The 23986-nt window shown below is 42.1% G+C and carries 21 protein-coding genes, 1 tRNA gene and 1 pseudogene; 13 read left to right on the forward strand and 10 right to left on the reverse strand.

Annotated elements, in window-relative coordinates; translation table 11 throughout:
• Positions 1 to 125: 125 nt before the first annotated feature.
• The 7 genes from pth to LEP1GSC060_RS14695 all read right to left on the reverse strand — a co-directional run bounded on the left by pth (position 126) and on the right by LEP1GSC060_RS14695 (position 5146).
• Positions 126 to 689 carry an aminoacyl-tRNA hydrolase gene (gene pth, locus LEP1GSC060_RS14665; RefSeq protein WP_003006538.1) on the reverse strand — a complete coding sequence of 188 codons (564 nt, stop codon included), beginning with the start codon at positions 687 to 689 and terminating at the stop codon, positions 126 to 128.
• Between the two features lie 47 nt (positions 690 to 736).
• Entirely contained in the window at positions 737 to 1369 is a 633-nt protein-coding gene (locus LEP1GSC060_RS14670) for a 50S ribosomal protein L25/general stress protein Ctc (protein WP_003006749.1), read from the reverse strand.
• A gap of 18 nt (positions 1370 to 1387) precedes the next feature.
• A complete protein-coding gene (locus LEP1GSC060_RS14675; protein ID WP_003006227.1) occupies positions 1388 to 2326 on the reverse strand; it encodes a ribose-phosphate diphosphokinase in 939 nt (312 codons plus the stop codon).
• Positions 2323 to 3081, reverse strand: a complete 759-nt coding sequence (locus LEP1GSC060_RS14680) for a sugar phosphate nucleotidyltransferase (protein ID WP_080634587.1) — start codon at positions 3079 to 3081, stop codon at positions 2323 to 2325. The genes LEP1GSC060_RS14675 and LEP1GSC060_RS14680 overlap by 4 nt, the downstream gene beginning before the upstream one ends.
• A 24-nt stretch (positions 3082 to 3105) precedes the next feature.
• Positions 3106 to 3181 (reverse strand) — tRNA-Gln (locus tag LEP1GSC060_RS14685).
• A gap of 4 nt (positions 3182 to 3185) precedes the next feature.
• The gene (locus tag LEP1GSC060_RS14690) at positions 3186 to 4079 is read right to left on the reverse strand and encodes a 4-(cytidine 5'-diphospho)-2-C-methyl-D-erythritol kinase (RefSeq protein ID WP_003006186.1); all 894 of its coding nucleotides are present in this window, start codon (positions 4077 to 4079) and stop codon (positions 3186 to 3188) included.
• 122 nt (positions 4080 to 4201) lie between these two features.
• The gene (locus LEP1GSC060_RS14695; protein WP_003006466.1) at positions 4202 to 5146 is read right to left on the reverse strand and encodes a helix-turn-helix transcriptional regulator; all 945 of its coding nucleotides are present in this window, start codon (positions 5144 to 5146) and stop codon (positions 4202 to 4204) included.
• A gap of 148 nt (positions 5147 to 5294) precedes the next feature.
• Between LEP1GSC060_RS14695 and LEP1GSC060_RS14700 the strand changes: the two genes are divergently transcribed.
• The 11 genes from LEP1GSC060_RS14700 (at position 5295) to LEP1GSC060_RS14750 (ending at position 14898) form a co-directional block, all read left to right on the forward strand.
• On the forward strand, positions 5295 to 6692 hold the full coding sequence (locus tag LEP1GSC060_RS14700) for a hypothetical protein (RefSeq protein ID WP_003006389.1): 1398 nt from the start codon (positions 5295 to 5297) through the stop codon (positions 6690 to 6692).
• A gap of 68 nt (positions 6693 to 6760) precedes the next feature.
• Positions 6761 to 7039 (forward strand): hypothetical protein, encoded by a 279-nt coding sequence (locus tag LEP1GSC060_RS14705; RefSeq protein WP_051061445.1) that lies wholly within the window; start codon positions 6761 to 6763, stop codon positions 7037 to 7039.
• Between the two features lie 27 nt (positions 7040 to 7066).
• Complete coding sequence (locus LEP1GSC060_RS14710) at positions 7067 to 7630, forward strand: phosphoribosyl-AMP cyclohydrolase (RefSeq protein WP_003006571.1); 564 nt, start codon at positions 7067 to 7069, stop codon at positions 7628 to 7630.
• A 47-nt stretch (positions 7631 to 7677) separates the two neighbouring features.
• Positions 7678 to 8694: an endolytic transglycosylase MltG gene (gene mltG, locus LEP1GSC060_RS14715; RefSeq protein ID WP_003006225.1), complete on the forward strand. Its 1017-nt coding sequence runs from the start codon at positions 7678 to 7680 to the stop codon at positions 8692 to 8694.
• 198 nt (positions 8695 to 8892) lie between these two features.
• A complete protein-coding gene (locus LEP1GSC060_RS14720) occupies positions 8893 to 9099 on the forward strand; it encodes a hypothetical protein (RefSeq protein WP_036096652.1) in 207 nt (68 codons plus the stop codon).
• 11 nt (positions 9100 to 9110) lie between these two features.
• Positions 9111 to 9782, forward strand: a complete 672-nt coding sequence (locus LEP1GSC060_RS14725) for a hypothetical protein (protein WP_003006395.1) — start codon at positions 9111 to 9113, stop codon at positions 9780 to 9782.
• 290 nt (positions 9783 to 10072) lie between these two features.
• Entirely contained in the window at positions 10073 to 10330 is a 258-nt protein-coding gene (locus LEP1GSC060_RS14730) for a hypothetical protein (protein ID WP_003005925.1), read from the forward strand.
• A 137-nt stretch (positions 10331 to 10467) separates the two neighbouring features.
• Entirely contained in the window at positions 10468 to 11913 is a 1446-nt protein-coding gene (locus LEP1GSC060_RS14735) for a sugar phosphate nucleotidyltransferase (RefSeq protein ID WP_080634584.1), read from the forward strand.
• Positions 11914 to 11955: 42 nt separating this feature from the next.
• The gene (locus tag LEP1GSC060_RS14740) at positions 11956 to 12993 is read left to right on the forward strand and encodes an NAD-dependent epimerase/dehydratase family protein (protein WP_003006680.1); all 1038 of its coding nucleotides are present in this window, start codon (positions 11956 to 11958) and stop codon (positions 12991 to 12993) included.
• On the forward strand, positions 12990 to 13694 hold the full coding sequence (locus LEP1GSC060_RS14745; protein WP_003006090.1) for a glycosyltransferase family 2 protein: 705 nt from the start codon (positions 12990 to 12992) through the stop codon (positions 13692 to 13694). The genes LEP1GSC060_RS14740 and LEP1GSC060_RS14745 overlap by 4 nt, the downstream gene beginning before the upstream one ends.
• Positions 13695 to 13698: 4 nt before the next feature.
• Positions 13699 to 14898 (forward strand): AZOBR_p60025 family cell surface glycopolymer formation protein, encoded by a 1200-nt coding sequence (locus tag LEP1GSC060_RS14750; RefSeq protein ID WP_003006337.1) that lies wholly within the window; start codon positions 13699 to 13701, stop codon positions 14896 to 14898.
• Between the two features lie 102 nt (positions 14899 to 15000).
• Here the strand turns inward: LEP1GSC060_RS14750 and LEP1GSC060_RS14755 are convergent, their stop codons facing one another.
• Positions 15001 to 18018 carry a DUF2339 domain-containing protein gene (locus LEP1GSC060_RS14755; protein WP_003006583.1) on the reverse strand — a complete coding sequence of 1006 codons (3018 nt, stop codon included), beginning with the start codon at positions 18016 to 18018 and terminating at the stop codon, positions 15001 to 15003.
• Between the two features lie 590 nt (positions 18019 to 18608).
• Between LEP1GSC060_RS14755 and LEP1GSC060_RS14760 the strand changes: the two are divergent.
• Positions 18609 to 19260: pseudogene (locus tag LEP1GSC060_RS14760) on the forward strand (hypothetical protein).
• 100 nt (positions 19261 to 19360) lie between these two features.
• Here LEP1GSC060_RS14760 and LEP1GSC060_RS14765 read toward each other — a convergent pair.
• Entirely contained in the window at positions 19361 to 20437 is a 1077-nt protein-coding gene (locus LEP1GSC060_RS14765) for an ankyrin repeat domain-containing protein (protein WP_003006144.1), read from the reverse strand.
• Positions 20438 to 20752: 315 nt separating this feature from the next.
• Here LEP1GSC060_RS14765 and LEP1GSC060_RS14770 point away from each other — a divergent pair, with 315 nt between their 5' ends.
• Positions 20753 to 22429: an acyl-CoA dehydrogenase family protein gene (locus tag LEP1GSC060_RS14770; RefSeq protein ID WP_003006566.1), complete on the forward strand. Its 1677-nt coding sequence runs from the start codon at positions 20753 to 20755 to the stop codon at positions 22427 to 22429.
• Between the two features lie 159 nt (positions 22430 to 22588).
• Here the strand turns inward: LEP1GSC060_RS14770 and LEP1GSC060_RS14775 are convergent, their stop codons facing one another.
• Positions 22589 to 23746: an adenylate/guanylate cyclase domain-containing protein gene (locus LEP1GSC060_RS14775; RefSeq protein WP_051061446.1), complete on the reverse strand. Its 1158-nt coding sequence runs from the start codon at positions 23744 to 23746 to the stop codon at positions 22589 to 22591.
• Positions 23747 to 23986: the final 240 nt, after the last annotated feature.

Here is a 23986-nt window from a genome sequence, read left to right on the forward strand (position 1 = left end):
AACAGGCAAGAGGTTCCTTCTCTGATAGGATTTCACGTTTCTTCAAAAAGGCAAGGAAGAATTAGCCGAAACCTTCTAAAAGGAATTCGGAAGGAAACGAAAAATCCTGCGGATTTTTTTTTAAGTCAAAGATGATATTTTTCGATTACGTCGTCGATATCTCCGAGAGAAATCGAACGAATCGCGGCTTCCGCGTCGTTGATGATCTGAATCAAACTTAAGTTTTCCATCGGTTCGAAATCTTCCTTCAAAAAAGAATCCCGAGTTTTCAGATTGAATCCTTCGTTCTGGATTCCGATTCTAATTCGAATAAAATTAGGGGAACGAAGAGATTGAATGATGGATTTCACTCCGGGGTGATCGGTTTCTTGGGTTCCCTTATCGACGACGATTCTTCCGAGCGGAAGAATCCAGTCTTCTTGGATGACAAGAATTTCCCCCACTTGGATTTTTAAAAACGAAGCGATGTATAAAACGGACTCGCCTGACAGATCACTGAAGGTCTGAGGCTTTAAAAGTACAACTTCTTCTCCCTCAAAATCACCGCGACCGATTAGGGACTTCTTCTTCTTGGTCTTAATTTCAACATTGATGTTATTTGCGATAACATCCAAAATTTTGAAACCGATGTTTGAGCGGTTATTGTTGTATCTGTCCCCTGGATTTCCGAGTCCGACGATCAGCTTCATGAATACCTATCTGTTTTTATCAGATTAGATCTGACGGATGTTTCGTATTACTTCTTACCTTTCTTAGCTTTAGCGTCGTCAGCGCCTTTAGCTTCCGCTCTTTCAGCGGCAAGAAGAGCTTTTGTTTTATTCACGGAGGTCACGATCGGATCACCGTTGATTAAAATTTCCCAACTCGCAGGAACTTTCAATTGACTGATCTTAATCGCATCACCCACGTCGAGATCGGTAACGTCTATCGTAAGATTTTCCAGAAGATCTTCAGGGATCGTCTTAACGCGTAGTTCGTGAATGATATGTTCGAATTGGCCGCCGGTTTTGGAACCTTTCGCGATTCCGGTCGTTTCGATACCGATTTTGGTAACGATCTTTTGACCCGGTACGACCTTATAAAAATCCACGTGACGGATTCTGTCGATTTCGGGAAATCTTTGGATTTCTTTCACGAATACTTTTTGTCGGCCTTGACCTTCTACGTCGAGTTCGATCAGAGTGGACTGGCGGATTCCGGAATGAACCATCTTTTCAAGTTCTTTCTCGTTGACCGCGCCGGAAGTTGCAACTCCGGCTCCGATAATATTTACGGGGATCATTCCGGAGGAACGGAGACGATTGTTTTCGTTTTTACCGGTTTCCGTTCTTTTTTTAACCGCAATTTTGTGAATCGTGTTTTGGCTCATATTTTTAATTACCTAACCTTAATCGAATAAAGTGCTGACTGATTGATTTGTATGAATCCTTTTGATCGCGTTTGCGAACAGAGGGGCTACGGACAATGATTTCAATTTATGAATCTTTTTGGATTCGGGAATCGCGATCGTATTGGCGAGAACGACCTCGGCGAAGTCGGTCGCGTTGATTTTATCCACCGCTTCTCCGGAAAGAACTCCGTGGGTCGCCGCGCAATAAACCGACTTGGCCCCGTGTTTCAAAAGAGCGTCCGCGGCCTTACAAATCGTTCCGGCGGTGTCGATCATGTCGTCGAGAAGGATACAATTCTTACCTTCGATTTCGCCGATCACGTTCATCACTTCGGAGACGTTCGCCTTCGGTCTTCGTTTATCAATGATTGCTAATGAACCATTTACTTTTTTACCGAAAGCCCTCGCTCTTTCCGCCCCGCCCGAGTCGGGAGAAACGATCACAAGGTCGTCGATGTTTTTCGTATTGACGTATTCCGCTAAAACGGGAGCAAAGTGAAGATTATCCACCGGAACACGAAAGAATCCCTGAATCTGATCCGCGTGTAAATCCATCGTAAGAATTCTGTCGAGACCCACAACTTCCAGAAGATCCGCTACGATTCTCGCGGAAATAGGAACACGAGGCTCCACCTTTCTATCCTGACGTCCGTAACCGTAGTAAGGAATTACGACGCTGATGCTGGATACGGAAGCTCTGCGGAACGCGTCCATGATCAGGATCAGTTCCATCAAATGATCGTTAGCCGGAGCGGAAGTGGATTGAACGATAAAAACTTCTCTTCCTCGAACGTTGTCTTCGATCTTAACCGAAATTTCTCCGTCGGAGAATTTCTTTAAGTTCATCTTGCCGGGTTGGATGTTAAGATGAGTGCAGATTTCCTCGGCGATTTGTTTGTTGGAACTGCCCGCAAATACCGCGATGTCTCCGTTCATGGATGGACTGCCTCCCCCTTGATCAAAGCGGAGAGCATCTGTAGGTCCTCGGGAGAATTTACTCCGTGACTTTCGAGGTGGTTTTTCAGTTTCATGGCTCCGAGTTTTTTTCCGGAGTTTCTATATAATTTCACTAAGTCGGGAAGATAATATTCTCCCTGCGCATTGGAATTTCCGATCATTCTCAAAGACTCAAAAAGACCGTCCCCGTCGAATACGTAAGTTCCCGTGTTGATTTCGCGGATCGTTTTTTCTTCGGCGGACGAATCCTTTTCTTCCACGATAGCCGTAACATCGCCGGATGTGTTGCGTATGATTCTTCCATAACCGGTCGGTTTTTCGACAACAGCGGAAAGTATCGTCGCGGAAAATTCATTTTCTTTATGTTCTTTTACGATGTCGGCAAAAGTTTCGGAAGTGATCATGGGAACGTCGCCGCAAGCAACGATTACGGAACCTTGAAAGTTTTTGAGTCCGGGTTCTGCGCAGAGGAGTGCGTGAGCGGTTCCCAGTTGTTCTTTTTGTTCCGCAAAGGAAACTCCGGAAATTCCGGAACAAAGGGATTGAACCAATTCTTTTTTGTAACCTACTACGACTACGATCCGTTCCACGCCGGATGTTTTCAGGTGATCGAGTACGTGGAGAAGTAGCGGTTTGCCATTTAGCTCTACCGCAACCTTAGGCTGATCCGTTTTCATACGGGTGCCCTTCCCTGCGGCCAATACCACAGCGACCTTATCCTGATTAGGTTTCATCATCAATCAATGTTAGTAATTCAATGGCTGGGCTGCTAGGATTCGAACCTAGGAAATGGCGATACCAAAAACCGCTGCCTTACCACTTGGCGACAGCCCAGTTTCTAAAAATTAAATCGTACGAATGTGAGATTTGAGAATTCCTGCCTCAGCCTGTGCAGCAGTTCTTCTTGGATCTCAAGACCCTGAACCAGTCCGTACATACTCGAACCCGAACCGGTCAACGAACAATAACTGGATCCAAACTCCAGGAATCTATCCTTAAGAACTCCCAATTCCGGATGAAGTTGGAAGGCAACCGGTTCAAAATCATTCAAGAGCCTACCCTGTAGTTCGCTCCAATCCCCGTTTTTTAGAACAGACATCAGATCTTCCGACAGCGTGTTTCCATTTTTCCGAGAAGCGCTCTCTTGTAAAGGTTTTTTCAACAAGGAGTACATTTCCGCCGTGTTCATCACCTGCGGAGTTAAGGCGAGAATTCCCTGACCGGGATGTACTTCGATCTCTTCCGAAATTTCTCCTTTTCCTGTGACAAACGCATGTCCTTCGCCCAGAAAAAAAGGAACGTCCGATCCGATTTCGGCGGCGAGCGCGCGCATTTCGTCGGATGTAAAAAAAGGACGCAAAGAAAAAAGAAAATTCAAAAGAGAGGCCGCGTTTGTACTTCCTCCGCCGAGTCCTCCCGCCGGAGAGATTCGTTTTGTAAGATGGATTTTGACTCCGGGAAGTTCCGGAAAAAGAGATCTGGCCTTTGTAAAGGTTTTATAAAGAATATTCTTTTTGATATCTCCGATCTCCGAAACCTGATCGTATAATTTACGTTTTTCTAATATGATTTCGTTTTCCGAAAAAAGTTCGAAAACTCCGTTGTTTGCGGGTTCGATCTGGATATCGTCCCCCCAGGAGATTTTTAAAAATACGCTCCGAATTTCGTGAAACCCGTCCGGACGTCGGAACGGAATTTCCAATCCGAGATTGATCTTAGCGGGAGATAACAAAAAAAAGTCCCCTGATCGAGTTTGATGCCGCGCTCCTGAATTTTAATATAGGAGTATTTTGAATACATTCAAATTTCATGTTTTTTTAATGTTTTAGCGAAAGAGGATGTCCGTGTCGTTTTTTAGCGAAGGATCGATTCTATTTCGCCGAAAATCCGTTTTACTAAGTGTGGAGGATTTTTGAGGATCACGTTTTTTCCGAATGGAAGGATCGTCTCTAAAAACCAGCTTTCCTCCCGGATTTTCGCCTCGGATAAATGATAAACGACGTTATCCAGCGTTTTTGTTTCAGCCGTTCTTTTCAAACCGAGTTTTCGATCGAGATTATAAAACACTTCCTTTGTATGCCAGATTTCGGCGACTCCGGACGAATTTTCCCGATTTTTACGAAACTCTTCGAACTCGCGAATGTATTCCGATTTTTTTTGACCGGCCGATTGCGAGATCGGATCGGCGCCTATTTCCAAGGAAAGAATATTGTCCAGGCGAAAATTGCGGGGAGCTTTTCGTTCATGACAATATCCTAATAAATAATCTTCTAATGAATGAAATAAAAACCAAGGGTCCACTTTTCTCCGAGAAAATTTCTCCTCGGTTCTGGATTGGTATTCAAGGATCACTGATTTTCCGCCCCGAATCGCCTCCTGAATATCGGCTTTGTAAGTCGAAAGTGCGTCCTGTCCGGCCACCGGAACGATCGAAACGATCTTCTCAAGAATCTTTCGAGCGATTGAATTTGTCTTTGGATCGGCGCCGGTTTCGACAATCTCTTCCAGAATTTTTCGGAGAACCAACCATTCTCGAATGCTCAAACGTAAACTCGAATCGAAACGAAACGGCAAAATCAAACCGACTGTATCGGTTTGCGAATCGTAATCGACTTGAATCAAATCGGCGACGTGAGGAGTGGCTCCTATGAAAAAAAGTTCTCCCAATTGCTCCTTCAAATCCTTTTGATTGCCTATTCCGGTTATGCCGGAAAGTTCTTCCAGGGTCAATCGTTTGCCGTCCCGAAGATGACGAATCAGATTCAATTTGAAATTCAGTCGGACCGTACTTGGATTCATGGAGCCTCAAAAATAAAAATCCCGCGCATTCTGTAAACCGGAAATATAAAAAGTAGGCGCCCAATCAAAGAATCTTTAAGAAATTTCCTTAAATTCAAAAAGTTGCATCCTGATTGACAATCCGATAGAAAAAAAGATTCTTTCAAGGATGCGAAAAATTCTTCTCGTTTTCGTTCTCTGTTTGCCGGTTTTCTATTACGTCGGAACCGTTCTAAGCTGGGAGAAAAAAAAGAAAATTCCGATCACCGGCGACGAACCCCATTACCTGATGATCGCGGAAAGTATTCGAAAAGACGGGGATTTCGATCTTAAGAATAACTACGAAGAAGATCGGATCACACAAAAAATCATCGGTCCCGTAGACGTGGAAAATCATACGGTCGTAAGGAACGGTAAATATCACAGCATTCATTCGATCGGTACTTCGTATATTACGTTAATCGGATATTCATTTTTCGGAATCACGGGCGCTCGAATCAGTCTGGCGCTTTTGGCGGGACTTCTTCCTTTTTTATTCTATCGAATGGGTAGAATCCTTCGTCTTTCGAGGAAGGAAGCCGCTTTGATCGCCGTTTTTTATTCGATCGGTCTTCCGTTTCCCATGGCCGCGGGACAAATATTTCCGGACTTACCGACCGGCGTTTTTTTAACCGGCGTTTTTACGATCCTGCTTTCTTTGGAAACGAAATTATCGTTCAAAAAACGGAATATTCTGTTTTTTGCATGTGGAACCGCGATCGGATGTTTGACCTGGTTGCACGCTAAAAATCTTCCGATCGTAATTCCGATTCTTTTCGGAATTATGATCAAAAAAGAACGGAATCTACGATCCAAAACGATTCTAGTCGGAATTCCGATCTTATTCATTTTCTGTTTTTTGATTTGTAACTTTTTTTGGTTCGATTCGATCCTCGGTCCTTACGGAAGAACAAATTCTCCGCCGACGCTGGATCCGAATTTTTCGCATTGGATCACTGTTTTTCTCGGTCTTTTTATGGATCGGAACCAAGGACTCTTTTTTCAAAATCCTTTGATTTGGATTCCGGGAATCGTCGGATTTCTTTTTCTCATTCGTGAGAAAAATTTAAAACAAATCGGAATCCTTCTTTTATTCGTTTTGATTTTGCAACTCGGTTTGAACGCGGGACATCCTTGCTCTTACGGTTGCCTTTCTCTTCCCGGTAGATTTCAGTGGGGCGCCGCGGCTTTATTCTTCCTTCCCTTTCTCGCGGGTTGGAAAATGTTCGGTTCCCTTTCTAAAATAATAGCTTGGAAAATTCTTTTCCTTTATGTCGTTTATCAAATCTGGATCGGAAAGTATTGGTTCGATCATACTAGTTCTTTGTATCACGTTATGGAACCGAACCCTCAAAAAAGACCCGGCTTTTTTCCGGAAAAAGTTCTTCCTTATTTACCGTCCTGGACCGATCCGGATTTGTCCGGGAAGGCTTTCGTAAATTGGATCTGGATCGGAATTTTTTTTCTGCCGATATTAACACTGAGTTATCTGTGGATTCGGAACATTCGTAAAGCCAAATCGGTCTGAATCCTTTGGTTGACATGGAAACGTTCCGAGAACCAATATTTGAAAGTAAAGGTATCCAAAGAATCGTTATGAAATTGAATTCGTACACTATGTTTCTTAAATTGATTTTTCCTTTTTTGTGGATCGCGGTTTTTTCTTCAAACTTGCGAGCTCAAGAAGAGAATCAAATCGTAAAGGAAAAAATGATCTGCCAAAAGATCGAACTCATCGTTAACGGACAGAGATACGACGACGGTCATAAATGTGTGTCCGCCGAGGCGATTTGTTATATGGTCGAGGGCCTTTCCTTGAGTTGTTTTGCCAATCCGAATCTCGTCGATCCGGCTTTGTATAAACCAAATCGGTAAAATCTCCGTTCAAAGTTTCAGATCCGTATGAGTTCCCGCAAAATCACGATCTTAGAAGTTCAGGAACCGACTCGATCGATTTCGTCCCTCACTCGAATTTCCGAGGAAGAATTACCTCGGTATCGAAACGGCCTTCCCCCAGGTTTTCGAGAAGAAGTGGACTGCGACGAGGACACGGTTTTGTTTTTGCATCCCGACTTCTCGCCGTTAATGTTCGAAAAAATGCGGGAACTCCTCATTCTCCCGAAAAACGATATGATTCCCATCGTTGCGATCGATCCCCAAGGTCAAATTCTCATGCAGGCGTTTGGAAACGAGGAAAGCCAAGGGCTGACTTTAAAAACCGGATACGCGCATTATTTCAGTCGATCCAGAAACCGACTTTGGAAAAAGGGAGATACTTCGGGACATACTCAAAAAATTCTTCAAATCCTCTCGCCGCCCGATCGATCTTTTTTGGTCTATCAAGTGGAGCAGGAGGTTGCGGCCTGTCACGAAGGATACTACAGTTGTTTTTTTAGGGAAAGGATCGCCGGAGTTACGTGGAAACCGCTTCCGATCCCGAGAAATTTTCTTCCAGAAAAGAGCTGAAATCGTATTCTGCCTTTTGAAACCTGTCGAAGGAAATAGATGAATTTATGAATATTAAGAAATTTTTGATTTTTTCCGGGCTTTTCATCGGAGTTCTACTTTTGATCGCCGTCACTGCATTTTTTGTCGTAGACGAACTCAAAGGAGGTGCGGTCGGTTCCGGACAAACTAAGATGGATCTTCTCGTCGAATCCGGGGATACTTCCGGAAAGATCGTCGAAACCCTTTCCACACACGGAATGATCAAGTCCTCCAAATATTTTCTTTATCTGGTTCGTTTTACGGGAAGCTCCGGGAAAATCAAACAAGGGCTTTACGAGATCAACGACGGAATGGATTCCAGAAAGATCCTTCAGGTAATCACGGAAGGAAAAGTAAAACTCGTAAACTTTACGATTCCGGAAGGATACAACAATCGTCAGATCGGCGATCTTCTCGTTTCCAAAAAAATCATTTCCAGACGTCAGGACTTCTTACTCGCGGCGAGTGAGCCGGAGCTTTTGAGAGAATTCAAAATTCCTTCGACTTCCGCCGAAGGTTATCTTTTTCCGGAAACATACAGCGTTCCGTTCCATTATCCGGTCGATAAAATCGTTCGTATGATGATCAAAAGATTTTATGTTCGAGTCGCAAAAATCGAAAAGGCGAAAAACCTTTCTCCTTTAGAACTTCATAAATTTGTAATACTTGCCTCCGTCGTGGAACGCGAGGCGAAACGAAACGAAGAAAGACCTTTGATGGCGGGAGTTTTTAACAACCGTTTAAAACGGGATATGCCCTTGGAATCCTGCGCTACGATTCAATATCTTTTTGATAAACCGCACAGCAGGATTTTCGAGAAGGATCTTAAAATCGTTTCTCCGTATAACACGTATTTGAACAAGGGATTTCCTCCCGGACCGATTTCCAATCCCGGTTTTCCCGCCTTGGAAGCCGCATTTTATCCTAAAGAAACCGAACATCTTTTTTTCCTCTTAAAAGGGGACGGTTATCATTACTTCGCAAAATCTCTCAAAGAACATTTGGAAGCGAAGAAGAAATACATCGACGTTCTTTACGATTGAGCCGAAAAAAAAATTATTGCCGCGCCCTTCGCATTAGGTTTTTTAATAAATAATAAGTAAATATATGTTAATGGTTCCGACAACATATATTTACTTATTATAAATATAGCAAAAATCTGTTTTTCACTATTGACAAAAAAGCAACATTTGTTACTTTTTATCCAAATCGAGCCTGGGAAAAAGGCAAGGATACTAAATATGGCTCTTATCAATTATGGGCATATCTTTGAAGCAATAACTCAAGAATCTTTACCAAATTCAGTTTTAACTTCTTGGAAAGTAATAGTAAAAAAGAAAAATATTACAAAGACCATTGTCAAAGAAAGTGGGAGTAACCTTACGCCGATGAGAGGTAATGTCTTTCAAATTGAAAAATTGAACACTGACATAGATAAATTTTTGTAATTTCGATTATTGTGACGACCACTCCTTCTGTAAAAAACTTTGTAAATTTCTACAAAGATAAATATGTAAAAATTTATTCCGATCTTACTTCTTTTGTTGGTGTAAAGCCAACTCAGCTACTCATTGAAAATGAAAATATAAATGCTCATCTTGTAGTTTATTTATCAGATCCTAAATCACAAACCGGAAAAGATAATTTAACGAAAGCACATAATCATTTAGTTCGCTGTACTATTGATGCTTCAAAAATGCTTTGGATAGAGATGAAGAAACATTTAGATAATGAATTTAAAAAATTTTCAATTTCAAAATATAGTTATAATCTCTCGGAATCTGAATTTTTAAGGTTATATAATGAATTTCTTATAAAAGGTCAAGAAGCAAGAAAAAGCGAACTACAGAATGTGGGTATAAGTCCTGAAAGTTGTATAGAGTCTTATTACAATGCAATCAACTGTGCCTGGGAAATAATACAAAAACATGATAAATTAAAAAGCAATTCTTTTGTACGATTCAGAGTATGGAATTGGATAAAATCTAATGTAATACAAATTCTTGCTTCTTTTTTCATTGGAGTTTTTGCATCCTGCATCTCTATAAACATGTCTTTAATTAAAGACATGTTTTGGAAAATTTTCCCCTTGTCAACCGCCAACGAATCAATCGTAAAATCTCATAAGTAGTCTAGTTTTTATTTTTTTGACACAATTTGCGAGGTCGGGCTCTCCGCTTTGGTCAAGTTATTGGGTTTGAACGGTATTTCAGAATTTAAAGTTGGGTGCAATCACTTGAACCCGCATCGATCCCTCGCGGTTGTAAAACGGAAATCGAATCGAAACCTCAGGGAAACTTTTTGAAAAAGGAAAATTCTTCTGTACAGAAAATGAAACATCGCGCCTTAATTCTAAATGGAAGAGAATTCAAATCCACTTTTTAGAAACTCTATGAACTTTTGTTTGGCAGGTAGATAAACATGGCTACTCCGGATTTGGAAATCAAAAATGTTACCCAGGAATTGATGGAAGTTCAAAAGGCTTTGAACGTTTTTCGGGAAAAGCAAAAGAACCGGGAATCGTTGGACGAAGCGGCGGTAGAATTCGTAACCAAGGCGGATTTGGTCGTCCAAAGGGCCGAAAGAAATGAAATTTTTTTGACGGACGATCAAAAGAGAAGAATCAAAAACAATCTGTTGAAAATCCGCGCCTCTTTAGTTCGAAATCAAGCTTCTTGAAATCTCTGTTCGTATATTCAAGTTCTCATATTCGCTTTCGACGGAAAGTCTTGTGCCTTAAAAAAAGCTTCCTATAACGTACGAATCCCCGTATCGTTTTTGACATTCCCGGGCCTGTAAAAATAGCGTATCCCCCAGTGGAAAAAATTGAAGTAGGAGTCATCGCCGCGGCCGGTAAAGGAACACGGGCCTACCCCCGGTCGACATACATTCCTAAACCTTTGTTCGAGTTTCAGGGAAAAACGATCCTGGAACGAAACGTCGAACTGATGCAAAACACGTTCCGCGTAAAAAAAATCTACGTACTCGTCGGTCATCTCAAAGAGATGGTCGTCTCCGAAATCGAAAGGATTCGGAAGAATCACCACAACGTGGAAATCATTCCTTCTCCTTGGACCACAAAAGGTCTTGCGAGTGATATCGCAAGTTTGGAACCACAAATCCGTTCTCCGTTTATCACGATCCTGGGGGACGAGTTTTACTTTCATCCGGATCATAAAAAATTCATTCAAACGTTTCAAAAACACCCGAAACTGATCGCTTCGATCGGCGTTCAAAAGACCACCCTTCTTTCCAGAATCCGAAAGAATTATTCCGTGGAACTGAAAGGGGATCGGATCTTGGAACTCGTGGAAAAACCTTCCGATCCTCCGAACGACCTTCTCGGTTTGGGAAGTTATCTTTTTACTCCGGCCTATTTCGAATATTTTAAAAAAACTTCTCCTTCTCTCAAAAGCGGCGTGATCGAAATCACGGACGTGATCGATCTGATGGCAAAGGAAAGCGGCAAGGTGTTTGCGACGGAACTCGACGTGGAATACTTCAATATCAATTCCATGCAGGATTATCATCACGCGGTTTACGAGATCCGTAACGAGGAATTTGCTCGTTTTAAAACGACGTTGATCGTTCCCACTAAAAACAACGAAAGATCCGTCGCGGACGTGATCGTTGATTTTCGGGGGAAGGTGGATGAAATTTTAGTGGTCGACGCCGGATCTTCGGATAAAACATTAGAAATTTCTAAAAAAGAAAAAGCTAAAGTTCTTTCCTGTAAAACCGCGGGAGACGAGGATCATTTCGGAAAACAGATTCGGGAAGGAATCCGGGCCGCGTCCGGAGATATCGCAGTGATCGTTACCCCCGACGGATCGTACCGATCCAAGGATTATCCGAAACTTTTGGAATATCTGAAAGACTCCGATATGGTGATCGGTACTAGAACCACTAGACAGATGATCGAACAAGGTTCCAATCTTCTTCCCGGAGTTCGTGTGGTCAATTTGATCCTCGGAAAACTCATTGAGGTTTTTTGGTGGGGAATGGAACCGCGTTTTACGGATGCGATGTGTTCTTACTTTGCGATCTGGAAGGATTCTTACTCTAAAATCGAACCCGATCTGGAGATGAATGACCGGAGAATCATTCCCGAACTGATGATGGAAACCGTTCGTTCTTATATGCGTTGTATCGAAATTCCGATCTCCTATTATCGTCCGATCGAATCCATCCCGAAGAACACGGTCCGCGAATTTCTCTCGATCGTCCGTTTGATGCTGAAGAAAAAATGGTTCGGCAACTAATTTAGAATTTTGTAATTATAGAATATTAGAAAAGGGATATATATGGCAAAAAAAGTTTTAGTGACCGGCGGATGCGGATTTCTGGGTTCTCACGTTTGTGAAACGTTTCGTAAACAGGGTTGGGACGTGATCAGCTACGATAGTATGACCAAATACGAATTGAAAAGAACCGGATACGGAACCGAGGCCACCCGCGAGTACAACTGGAATTTTTTAAAAGCCCTGGGAGTTACGACGGTAAAAGGGGATATCCGAAACCTCGAACATCTTATGGATCGGACGGAAGGTTGCGATTTTATCGTTCATACCGCCGCACAACCCGCGATGACCATTTCTTGGGAAGACCCCGAACTTGATTTTACCACAAACGCATTAGGAACCTTTAATGTTCTTGAGGTCGCACGCAGACGGAACATTCCCGTCGTTAATACGAGTTCCATCCACGTATACGGCAATTCGATCAACGACACTCTCAAAGAAGGAGCCACTTCCTACGAAAGAAATCCGATCGCGATCGGAGAGGATCAGCCGGTGATGGTCGGAGAAATTTCTCCTCTTCACGCTTCTAAGATGAGCGCGGAATATTACGTCCGAACGTATGTGGACATGTATAAGATTAAAGCCGCTTCGTTTCGTTTTACCGGAATTTACGGCGAACGCCAGTTTGGCGGGGAGGATCACGGTTGGGTCGCGAACTTTGCGATTCGTTCCGTGTTCGGTTGGCCTTTGCGGATTTTCGGAACCGGTAAACAAGCCCGCGATATTCTCTACGCGGCCGACGGAGCGGAAAGTTATCTCCGATGGTTCGAACATCAGACTCCGGGAGTTTTTAACATCGGCGGAGGTCCGGATCATAAAATTTCTTTATTAGAATGTATTCATATGATTGGAGATATCCTCGGTAAAAAACAGGAGATTGTATTCGACGTGGAAAGACCGGGTGATATGCGTTATTTTATCTGCGATATCGCCAAGGCGAAAGGATTCGGATTCAATCCTAAATTCAAACCGAAAGAAGGCGTGGAAAAACTGATCCGCTGGATTGAAGCGGATAAATCCGTGTTCGAAGTCAAAAAATGAAAAACCTCGTCGTCATTCCCGCTTACAACGAGGAGGAAACGATCCGCGAAGTTGTCGAACGGGCTTTGGCGTATTCGGACGTTCTTGTTGTCGACGACGCTTCCAAAGATAAAACGCCGGAAATTTTAAAAACGCTGATTCGCAAATATCCTAAAAAACTATTCACGATTCGTCACGAAAAGAACACGCATATTCCCGGCGGGATTCAGGACGGAATGAAATTCGCCGTTCAAAAAAAATACGATTCGGTCGTGACGATGGACGCGGGGCTTTCCCACGATCCCGATCGACTTTCCGAATTCATCAAAACGGAAGAGGACCTCGTGATCGGAAGTCGTATAACGACGGACGGGGTTCCACTTTACAGAAAGCTAATATCCTTTATCGCCGCAAAGGTGATGAATTATTGTATTTCACCGGGTTTGTTCGACGTATTCGGTTATCGATTGCGGGATTGTACTTCCGGATATAGAAAGTATTCCAAGAACGCGTTTACTTGGATCGCCGAGTCAAAACTGGAATCGGTCGCGTTTGACTTTCATATGGAAGCGCTTTCGATCGTCGCTAAAAATCGGGGAACGATCCGGGAAATCGGAATTCATTATGTGTTTTCCAACTCCTCCTTCAATCGAAGGGTTTTAAAACAAGCGATTCGATTCGCATTCAAATTATTAGGAAGAAAATTCGGTTTCGGCGGTTAAGAATATGCAAAAAATTGAATCTTTATTTCGAAAAGTCGATTCTCCGATGAAAGGTTTGATCGTTCTTTTATCACTTTACGGTTTTGTGACTCTGGCTCTGTGGTCCCGTTATCAGTGGAACCCTTCTGCGATGGTGAATTTCGGCGAGGAGTTTATCAAAAAGAACGAAGCGGAAACTCCGAGCGGGGTGATCGCCTTTAAGGGAAAAGAAGGGGATTTAGGCGCCGGTTACGACGGCCAGATTTTTTACTATTATTCCAGATCGATTTCCAATTTCAGTCTGAAGTGGCCGGAAGGATTCGACGCCACATACAGAGCGCCTCGGATCGGTTATCCGTTATTGATTTCTATCTGGGGAATTTTCGGTAAATGGGGAAACGTTGCGGGGATGTATGTCTTGAGCATTTCCTTGCTTTATCTTTCTTATTTGGCCCTTCGCGTACTGTTAAAGGAAAAATCGCACTGGGCGATTTTGTATCTGATTTCTCCGTTTGCATTGGCGAGTTATTCCGTTTTAGTAAGCGATACGATCATGGTGTCGTTGATCGTTCTTGCGATTTATTTTTACGAGAAGGAAAACTACGTTTCCTTTTATCTTCTTTCCGGTCTCGCTTTGGTTACGAAAGAACCCGCGTTATTCTACCTTTTCTCTTTGGGACTTGCGGCTCTTTCCAAAAAAGACATTAAGAAAATGTTGATCGTAGGTTCCACTCTGCTGGTTCCCGTCCTCTGGCAGATTTATCTCAAATATACTTTGCCGAATTGGACTCCGACAAGACTTGCGGTTTTTATAATTCCGTTCGAAGGAATTTATAAATATCTAATGGAGTTGGGCGCGAGTTTTACGAGCGGAGGGGGAATCAAACAGATCGTTCGATCCTTTTCCAAGTTTCCCCTTGTACTTCAATTTTTGACGATGTTTTGGATTCCTTTTACGGGATCTTGGAAGAAAGGAACTTTTTATAAGGTCGGTTTTTCTTTGGTGATCTTGATGATCGCGATCGCCAATCACTATCATTTCTGGTCCGAGTACATCAATACGATCCGCCTTTTTACGTTTGCGATTCCTCTTTATCTTTTGATCAAAGCCGAGGACGAGGAAATCGTCGATCGGCCGTTTTTGATTTTGTTCTTGATCAACTTGATTCTGATTTTGGCGAGGCTTACGATTTTGTACAAAGTTCAGGATTATGCGGCTCGATGATTTTTTAAATTAGAAAGCGTGTGTCGGATTCTTATATTGTATCGAAAGAATCGGTATCATAAATTTTTCCGATTGTATATTAGGTAATGGGAATGTATTTTTTTAAGAAGGATTTTCGGATTCAACGGAAGTTTTAGAACGAAAGACTCGAATCGTCGCAACGACCAAAATTGTTAATCCTAGAAAAAAGAATACACGAAGGATCCAAGTGGAAACGGGAGGTTCTCCGATGGAATAGCCGAAATTTTCATTTTCGTGTTCTTCTTTGACGACGGCTTCGTTTTGAAATGCGGATTCCGAAAATGTTTTTTCGAAATCGAACTCGGCGGGTTGCGCGTAAGGATTTCCATAAAAGATTTTCAAATCCTGAATGTCTTGATCCGTTTCCAAACGTAATGGAAAAACGATTTCCTCTTGAAGGATAAAAATTTCCGCCTTTTCCAAAGTCAACGGATCGTCGTCTCCGTCGAAAATTTCCAATTTAAGTTCGGAAGAAATCGGTTTCGAGAAAACCAAATTCGTATCCGAGGATCCATTCGATTGATTGAATATGATACCGTCTCCGAGCAGTTCGAATTCCTTGGAGGAATTTTTAAAAAATACGTTCACCTTACGTTCGAATTTCTTTTCCTTGATGAACAGGAACGCCCTATGAATCGGAATTTTCATGGGATTTCTGAAATAGAAAACGCTCGATCTCGTATCGGAGTTAAAACCGAATTCCAAATCGGTTTTTTCCAAAACTCTTTTGAATTCCGCCCTTTCTACAATCGGTTTGTAAGTCGTTTTGAGAAACGTTAAACGGACATCGGAATCGGTTTCGATCCGAACGTAAGTTTCGTTTTGTTGCGTTTCGAATCGAATTTGATTCGAAACGTCTCCTCCGGAATAACTGTAGACCGTGAACTCCGAATGGAATCTCCAATCTTCCGGATTTTTTCCCAGATAAACTTTTCCTTTCACCTCGTATTCTCCTGGGCCTTGAACGATAATCGAAGAGTATCCGGTTTTGACGGGTATTTTAGGAAGTTTTAATACATAGATTCTATCGTTTTCGTTGTTATCTTCGAAAAGAAGTTTCACTCCGGCCTCTCCGGCGTCCTTGGAACTTTCGAGAGTGTTCTGCGAAATAAACGGGATCACACGTCCGTTATGAACGATCCTTCTGTCGTTGATCCCGGAATGTCTGACGATGTCCTCGTCCAATTTTATTTTTCCGTAATATACGTTATCCTCCGCGCCGCTCCCGGCCTTGTGGATAATTTTCGGAATTTGAATTTCTTTATAATACCGATAACCTTTCGTATTGATCGTTTCGGCTTCCAAAGAAGAAACGGCGGACGAAACTAAAATTGCGAGGAAAAGTAAAAGTAAACCGGATGAATTTTGGTAGTTTGAGAGTTTTTCCTTAAACTTTTGATAATAAACGCTGATAAGAATAAAACCGAGACCGAGGGTAAAACCCGCGATGATTCTCACGATCTTACTCATCGTCCATATATCATAAAAATATAATTTTCCAACCAATATCACGGACACGAGAGCGCCCGCGATTCTAAGGGATTTGAAGGAATATTTGAATCCCGCAAAAAGAAACACGGAGGCATAAAAGGCAAGAACATAAGAATATCCTAAATTTCTGTAATGTTCGTTGTGAACGGCGTGGTAAACGTCCGTCAAAGTGCCTAAAATAAGAGTAAAAATTCCCATATAAATAAATCCCCGATCGAACTCCGAAAAGTTCTTGTTTTTTTGAATGTAATAAGTTCCGAAAAGAAATACGGACGCGAGAAAATACAACGCGAATCTTTCGTTGAATAAGAACCATCGGTTTACGTCGTCCATTGAATTGAAAATATACAACCTGAACAAGGCCGCAACCCAGAAGCCTATCGAAAGAATGCGAATTTGTACGTTTCCGGAGTTTGAACTCAGTAGAGAAACGACACCGGCGAAGGTGATCCAAGAAAACGTGAGCCAGTTTCCTTCCGAAAAGTCCAAAAGCGCGGCGAACGTAAACCCCAAGAGAAGATATAAATGGATCGTTTCAAAAATTGCGCGTTCCGATGCGGAAAAAACTTCCGCTTTTTTTCGACTGAGAAGAATCCATAACGAAAAAAGTACGGCTCCGAACAACATAAAATGCGGACTTAAATCGGGATAGGATTCCCGTAGTTGTAAGTACCCCGTATATCCGAAACATAAGGAATTTAAAACTAAAAAGACGGGATAAAAAATCCAATTCCACTTGGGAAACACGGCGCCAAAATTTTCGTCCCTTTGCGAAAGTTTCGGAAAGAAAAAAACTTTTCCGTAAACAAACAACAAATACGTCGTATTGATAAATAGGAAGGGAATCAAAAATCCGCTTCGTTTTGCGTTCTCTATCTCCCAGAGATAATACAATACGAAGTTGGCGATCAATAATAGATAAGAGGATACGATCCAGGATACTTTTCTAGAAATTAAGAATAGTAGTATATTCAAAAAAATTAAATAACTGAATAGGAATTGATAGGAATTTTCCCCTTGGGAAATCAGAACGGGAGATAATACCGAGCCGACTAACGCGAAGATATACAGGATTTCTTTACGGATCCAATAAGCCAAACCGGAAGAGAATACGCCTAACAAAACGAGATACAAAAAAGTTTCCGAGAGCGAAAATAAATCGTAATAATAATACGCGCCGAACAAACTCAAGTAGACGATTGAAAATCCGGTTCCTAAAACCGACTCCGGCAAAATCCGATAATTCTTTTTAGCCAATCCGAGTCCCGCAAAACAAACTCCGAAGCCGATCGACAATCCGATCAGAATTCGACCGGACTCGTTCACCCATCGATTGTCAAATGCGAATTTGACGAGCCATACGCTTGCCAGTAGGATCGAAACCAATCCGAATTTGCCTAAAAGATTTCCTCCCCAAAAAAGTTCCCATTCGGGACTTCTGGATTTTTGAATCGGCGCGGCGGATTCGATGGCTGGAAGTTCGGATAACGTTTCGGAAGTTGTATTCGATTCCGTTTTGCCGATCGTATGCGTGAGGATTTCTTTTTTGAGAGATACGATTTCTTGTTCCAGTTCGTCCAAACGTTTTTGTATTTTCTTTAAGTCCAAGGAACACCTGCTTATTGGGCGGCTTAATTGTAATTCCCTATTTAAAATTGAAAGTAAAAATTCTTCGAGTTAATCTGTGTTGTAGTTTAAAATAAAAAGGTCTTTGTAAAATTTAAAAAAATCGAACGATAACTTTTATATTTGATAAGAAGGTAATATTAAAAGTATTAATCTCACAAGAGAGAATAACGTTGAATGTTACTAAGATCTGTGTAATAGATTATTAAATTTGTAGACTAATCGTCATTTACTAACCGTACCCAAAATGAATGGACGATTTTGCGAAGCTATAGAAGTTCTCAAAAATTGCACCTATCATGGAATTCAGAGCTTTATGAAGGAAACCACACTTTTTAATTTTTTTGGAAACAAATATTTTCATCCATCCGAGTAATAAAAGCACCTATTATGCAATTCTCAGTAATTTATCATGAAATCATAGTTCGGTGTTGCCATAAAATGAAATTTATTTTATGAAAGGTTTTTTAGCTATTTGAGATCAACATGATACGTTCCGTTCTATCTTATCAACTATCGACATTTCTATTCGCAATTTTTGGATCTTTGATAAAATAGAATCAAACTAAGAAATCAAATTTGGAAACGAAGTCAATATAGATTCCGTTTCCGAAAACTCTTTGGATCGTTTATATTTTGCAAAATATGCAGAGTTCTGTTTTGGAGATTTCAAAATCGGAAAACGGCCCTTTTGAAATGGTACATCCCGAGGGAAAAAATTCTCTATTAGAAAAATTGAATTATGATATTTTTTTATTGAGTAATTTTAAAGTTTTTGGAAGAAAAACCGGAAAAGTGATTAATGACGGTCATTGTGGAGAGTATCCGGAATTTTACGTGGAAAAGTTTGAACTTTGGGGAATGATCCGACGTTGTACTGCCATAGGAGTCGAAGGTTTTTATCGATATATGGATTATCTGCCAACTCATTCCTAGGCAGCTGAGGATTATAGTTCTTCCGATTCCGAAATAATTCGGGTATCGGAAGAAACTTGCAGCCAAAAATTTACAGCATGCGGCGAGGCATTAAAATCCACTTCCCTTGATTCAAAAGATTGGAAATTCAAAAATAAAACTTTAGATTTAGAAAATGGTTATGAAGACCATCTGTATGAGTCGGTTCGTTTTTATCCGGTGACCAATTGTTTTGAAGATGAACAACTGTGTTGTAAGCCGACACAATTTAAAAGAATCAAAATAGCCTCTGGGCATCGATACAGATGACGAACTACACTTTGTGATAAACATTAGGTGTAGGGATGAGTAGAAGGCGAAAACCTTTTAAAAATGAATTTGCTAAAAATATCCGTACTACCTCCGGCAACTATGGAGCGTCTTCAAGAAACCTGAGCGCATCATAATTATTTTTTCTGTCCAAGTTCATTAAATATTTTGCATGTTCCAGAGGAGTTTCCCCAGAGCCGTTTTTTACGGTTGGGTCTGCGCCTTGTTGCAAAAGATACTGCGCAATTTTTTTCGAGCCTGCATCATACAGTGGAGTCTGCTGATAAACATTCTTACCGTTTACATTGGCGCCGTGTTCTACTAATTGTTTTACAATTTCAATGTTGTGTTTATTCTCTACTGCGTAGTGTAGAGGACTACTCCCGTCTTCCGCCAAAGTAGAATTGACATCGACTCTTCCCTTTTCTAAGAGCAACCTAATAATTTTGAGTCTTCTATCATTTTTTGGCGGAAGATTAGAATAATGTTTTATCACGTTGAAGAATAGATAATTACAACGACGAAAAAGATCGCAACTCTTCGCATTTGCATCGGCGCCTTTCTCTAAAAGAAGCTCAACGATTTCAACATTCTCTTTCTCAATAGCAAAATATAATAAAGATTTATCATAGACAGCGTTGTTTTGGAAATGTACATCGGCGCCTTTCTCTAAGAGTAACCTCACGATTTCAACATTCTCTTTCTTAATAGCAAAATACAATGGAGACGGACCAATGAATGTAGAATTTACAATTGCAGCGCTAGTCTCAATACAACGGCGAACCCCGGATAGATCGTTGTTCTCGATACTTCCGATTAGAAGACCTGATTCCCAGGCCTCGGGGACTCTCGAATAGTAATATGCCGTCAACGGAATTGTAATAGGAAGTAGGATCGTATCCGCTAAGAAGGACAAAGGAAGATCAATAATACTAAAAGGAAAATTCTTATCTATACCAGTCATCCAGTAGAGTCGTATCCCTGGATAAATCCAGAGAGGAGGATCCAAGGCGCTACGATTTTTAGACAGTTGCTGAGAGATGGTTTTATCTGCGTATCTTGCCATGGACCAAACGGGTGTGGGTAAAATTTGGGCTTCTTCAAGCATTAGGATTGTGGCACAATCCATCTGAGCGGCCATCGAGATCATTATCATCATTCTGAACAAGATTTTCATTTTCTATTGTTCCCGATTACATTGGATTGTTCCGATTCAATCTGTTTTGGCATTCTCATATCTGTAAGTCCGGCGTAAAATTTTATAATAAATAAAAATAGGGTTTTGTTCATTCTTTTTTGCATTTGCTTAACGTTATTTTGATTCGTAAGAAAATGAACTTATTTCGAAAACACAAATCTTTTAAGTGCGATCCAGGCCTTATTTTGAGGTCGATTGTTCTCGTGAAGACGGATCAAAAAGCAAATGACAGAGGGATAAGTTTTGATTTTCTAGTGATCAGATTCGAATTTTTTACTTCAGGATTAAAAACCCATGAGCGCAACCCATACCGTCGTTGATCAAGCGACCGCTAAAAAAGCACTTTCCGTTTCCGCAGGAATTATCGAAGAAGTTACGAAGGCCCTTGCGGCACGTTGCAACGTAAACGGAAAAGTTTCCGTTGAGAAAATGGACGAGAACCAACTCGTTCAATACCAAATCGCTTGGCTTACTTCCGAACAAAAAATCGCGGAAAAGTTCATTGATTATGCTTGGGACGCGTCCCGAGGAACGGGAGATCTCGAACAAGAGATGGCCGTAGTTTTCGCGGCTGAAACCGTAAATCACGTTCGTTCCGAAATCAGTTCCCGTCCTTCCGAATACGGAATCAAAGCCTCCGACCTCGTTTCCAAAATTTTCAACGATGAAACCAATCGATTTTTAGAAAACGCGATGGCGATCCAAAACTACAACCGGATCGCCGATAAGATCGTCGCCAAAGGCCACTTCGGCGCTTACGGTCTGGACGAGGACCACGAGATGTTTCGTGAAACGTTTAAGAAGTTTGCGGAAGACGTTGTGATGCCTCACGCGGAACACGTTCATAGACACGACGATATCATTCCCGAAGACATCATCGGGGGACTCAAGGACATGGGATGTTTCGGTCTTTGTATTCCCGAGTCTTACGGTGGTATTCAACCCAACGATAAACCGGATAACCTTTCCATGTTAGTCGTTACCGAAGAACTTTCCAGAGGAGGTTTGGGGATCGCAGGCTCTTTGATTACAAGACCCGAGATCATGTCCAAGGCCCTTCTCAAAGGCGGAACTCAAGAACAGAAAGACAAGTGGCTTCCGCTTCTGGCAACCGGAGAAAAAATGGCGGGGATCATGGTGACCGAACCGAACTACGGTTCCGATGTTGCCGGAGTTTCCGTAACTGCAAAACCGACTAACGGCGGTTGGGTGATCAACGGGGTTAAAACCTGGTGCACCTTTGCGGGTTATGCAAATCTTCTATTGATTCTTTGTAGAACCGAATCCGATCCTTCTCTAAAACACAAGGGCCTTTCGATTCTTCTCGCCGAAAAGCCGAGTTTTACCGGTCACGAATTTACGTACACTCAACCGGAAGGCGGAAAGATCGAAGGAAAAGCGATCGGGACCATCGGCTACCGCGGAATGCACTCGTTCGAAGTTTCCTTTGACAACTACTTCGTTCCCGCAGAAAACCTGTTAGGCGGAGAAGCCGGTAGAGGAAAAGGATTTTATTTTCAGATGGAAGGTTTTGCGGGCGGTAGAATCCAAACCGCAGCTCGCGCTCACGGTGTGATGCAAGCCGCGTTGGAAGCGGCGCTACGTTATGCGCAAGAGAGATCCGTATTCCAAAAACCGATCTACGAATATAACTTAACGAAATACAAAATCGCAAGGATGGCTGTGATTCTTCAGGCTTCTCGTCAGTTTGCAAATCACGTTGCCAATCTTTTGGACGATCACAAAGGTCAGATGGAAGCCACTCTGATCAAGTTCTACGCTTCCAAAGTGGCGGAATGGGTGACCCGCGAAGCGATGCAGATTCACGGCGGTATGGGTTACGCGGAAGAATACGCGGTTTCCCGTTACTTCGTGGACGCTCGAGTGTTCTCCATTTTTGAAGGCGCCGAAGAAGTGATGGCCCTCAGAGTCATTGCAAAATCTCTAATGGACCAATACTCCGCGGGCTGAGTTTAAGTTTAGAATCGAATGAAAGTCTATTCAGAAAACTGAATGGACTTTCGAGTCGGAAAGGCGGGTTGTTCCGCCTTTTTTAGTTTAGCGAAGATCAAAATTAGTATTTTGTTTTCGATATAACCGTCCGATTCTTTTCGACGAGGGATCTTTTACTCATTCGTTCGGATCCTTGGGCGAATAGATGTTCCTTTCTCCGGTGATTCCTTTGAGATGTTTTGCACCCACGAATTCGAAATTTTCCAACCCGGCCTTGTTTACAAACTCCTCCGTGGTCAAAATACTCCTGCCGAAATCTTTGCAAAGAGATTCGACTCGAAAGGCCTGATTGACCGCGTTACCGATCACCGTAAAATCGAGCCTGTCTTTAGCGCCTACGTTACCGTAAACTACGTCGCCCACGTTGAGCGCCATACCCAAGTGAATCGGAGACTCCGGATGATCGGCGTTCCATTGGATTACGGAACTTTGAATCTTTTGCGCCGCTTTTAGAGCCGCCAAACACGCCTTATGCGGATCTTCTTCCGCGGGAAAAACGGCGAGGATCGCGTCCCCGATGAACTTAAGAATTTCTCCTTTTTCTTCTTGAATCGGTTGTGCGGTGAGTTCGAAGTAATTGTCCAGAATTTCCACGATTCTTTTAGGGGAATTGTTTTCGCTCAAATAGGAAAAGTCCCGTAGGTCCGCGCAAAGAATCGCCGCGTAGATCGTTTCACCCGATCCTCTTTTAAATTCTCCCGATAAAACTCTTTTGGAAGCGTTGGAACCGAGATAAACTTCCAAAAGTTCGTTGATCGCGAATTTTCTGGATTCCAAATCCAAACGTAAGGAAAGAACGTTTCGAATCGAATTTAAGAAATCGATTTGCTCCTCCGAAAATCCTCCGGGCGCGTCCGTACTCCAAGAAATCGCACTTCGAATGTTTGTTCCGAAAACGGAGGCGAAGATACAATAATCCGTTCCGCCTTTTTCGCGTAAGTCGACGCAGATCGGATACGAAAGATCGGCGTCCGGACCGGTCAGCTTACAACGAATGAAATCCTTTTCTTCTTCTCGAATGAGATAGATAGGACTGTCCTTGTATTGTTGTTGTTTGAGTCCGTCGTGTGAAATCAATACGGCTTGTGTTTCCTCTCCTCTCGTCCAGATGAGCGATCTCACCATCACTTCCGGATGCATGGTGGGAATACTCGTAAAAAATCTCCAAACCGGAATTCCCGTCTCTATCATTTTGCGGTTTACGATTTCTATAAGTTCCTTCGCTTCCAAGGCTCTGGATTCGGGGGTGGATAACCAATTTATAATTTCTTTCATTGTTTCTCTTCTTACGTTATGTATTGGATTCGTTTCGAGTCCGTTTCTAAGATTCGAAGACGGTTCGAAAGGATTCTGCTGGTCCATATCCTACGTTCGGAGTTTTATGCAAAGAAAAATTCAATCTAGGAAAAACCGGATGTAGGATTGAAAATCGTTTAAGTGAACGTTTTTGATTAGGATCTTTTTCGTTCGTAAATTAGAAAATTTGCAAGTAATGTTCGAACTATACGATGACAT

Source organism: Leptospira weilii serovar Ranarum str. ICFT, from assembly GCF_000332415.1.
GTDB lineage: Bacteria > Spirochaetota > Leptospiria > Leptospirales > Leptospiraceae > Leptospira > Leptospira weilii_A.

Excerpts from the sequence above, each read along its gene's own strand:
- pth (WP_003006538.1), bottom strand. The coding sequence starts at position 689 with ATGAAGCTGATCGTCGGACTCGGAAATCCAGGGGACAGATACAACAAT.
- LEP1GSC060_RS14670 (WP_003006749.1), bottom strand. The coding sequence starts at position 1,369 with ATGAGCCAAAACACGATTCACAAAATTGCGGTTAAAAAAAGAACGGAA.
- LEP1GSC060_RS14675 (WP_003006227.1), bottom strand. The coding sequence starts at position 2,326 with ATGAACGGAGACATCGCGGTATTTGCGGGCAGTTCCAACAAACAAATC.
- LEP1GSC060_RS14680 (WP_080634587.1), bottom strand. The coding sequence starts at position 3,081 with ATGAAACCTAATCAGGATAAGGTCGCTGTGGTATTGGCCGCAGGGAAG.
- LEP1GSC060_RS14695 (WP_003006466.1), bottom strand. The coding sequence starts at position 5,146 with ATGAATCCAAGTACGGTCCGACTGAATTTCAAATTGAATCTGATTCGT.
- LEP1GSC060_RS14700 (WP_003006389.1), top strand. The coding sequence starts at position 5,295 with ATGCGAAAAATTCTTCTCGTTTTCGTTCTCTGTTTGCCGGTTTTCTAT.
- LEP1GSC060_RS14705 (WP_051061445.1), top strand. The coding sequence starts at position 6,761 with ATGAAATTGAATTCGTACACTATGTTTCTTAAATTGATTTTTCCTTTT.
- LEP1GSC060_RS14710 (WP_003006571.1), top strand. The coding sequence starts at position 7,067 with ATGAGTTCCCGCAAAATCACGATCTTAGAAGTTCAGGAACCGACTCGA.
- mltG (WP_003006225.1), top strand. The coding sequence starts at position 7,678 with ATGAATATTAAGAAATTTTTGATTTTTTCCGGGCTTTTCATCGGAGTT.
- LEP1GSC060_RS14720 (WP_036096652.1), top strand. The coding sequence starts at position 8,893 with ATGGCTCTTATCAATTATGGGCATATCTTTGAAGCAATAACTCAAGAA.
- LEP1GSC060_RS14730 (WP_003005925.1), top strand. The coding sequence starts at position 10,073 with ATGGCTACTCCGGATTTGGAAATCAAAAATGTTACCCAGGAATTGATG.
- LEP1GSC060_RS14740 (WP_003006680.1), top strand. The coding sequence starts at position 11,956 with ATGGCAAAAAAAGTTTTAGTGACCGGCGGATGCGGATTTCTGGGTTCT.
- LEP1GSC060_RS14745 (WP_003006090.1), top strand. The coding sequence starts at position 12,990 with ATGAAAAACCTCGTCGTCATTCCCGCTTACAACGAGGAGGAAACGATC.
- LEP1GSC060_RS14750 (WP_003006337.1), top strand. The coding sequence starts at position 13,699 with ATGCAAAAAATTGAATCTTTATTTCGAAAAGTCGATTCTCCGATGAAA.
- LEP1GSC060_RS14765 (WP_003006144.1), bottom strand. The coding sequence starts at position 20,437 with ATGAAAATCTTGTTCAGAATGATGATAATGATCTCGATGGCCGCTCAG.
- LEP1GSC060_RS14770 (WP_003006566.1), top strand. The coding sequence starts at position 20,753 with ATGAGCGCAACCCATACCGTCGTTGATCAAGCGACCGCTAAAAAAGCA.
- LEP1GSC060_RS14775 (WP_051061446.1), bottom strand. The coding sequence starts at position 23,746 with ATGAAAGAAATTATAAATTGGTTATCCACCCCCGAATCCAGAGCCTTG.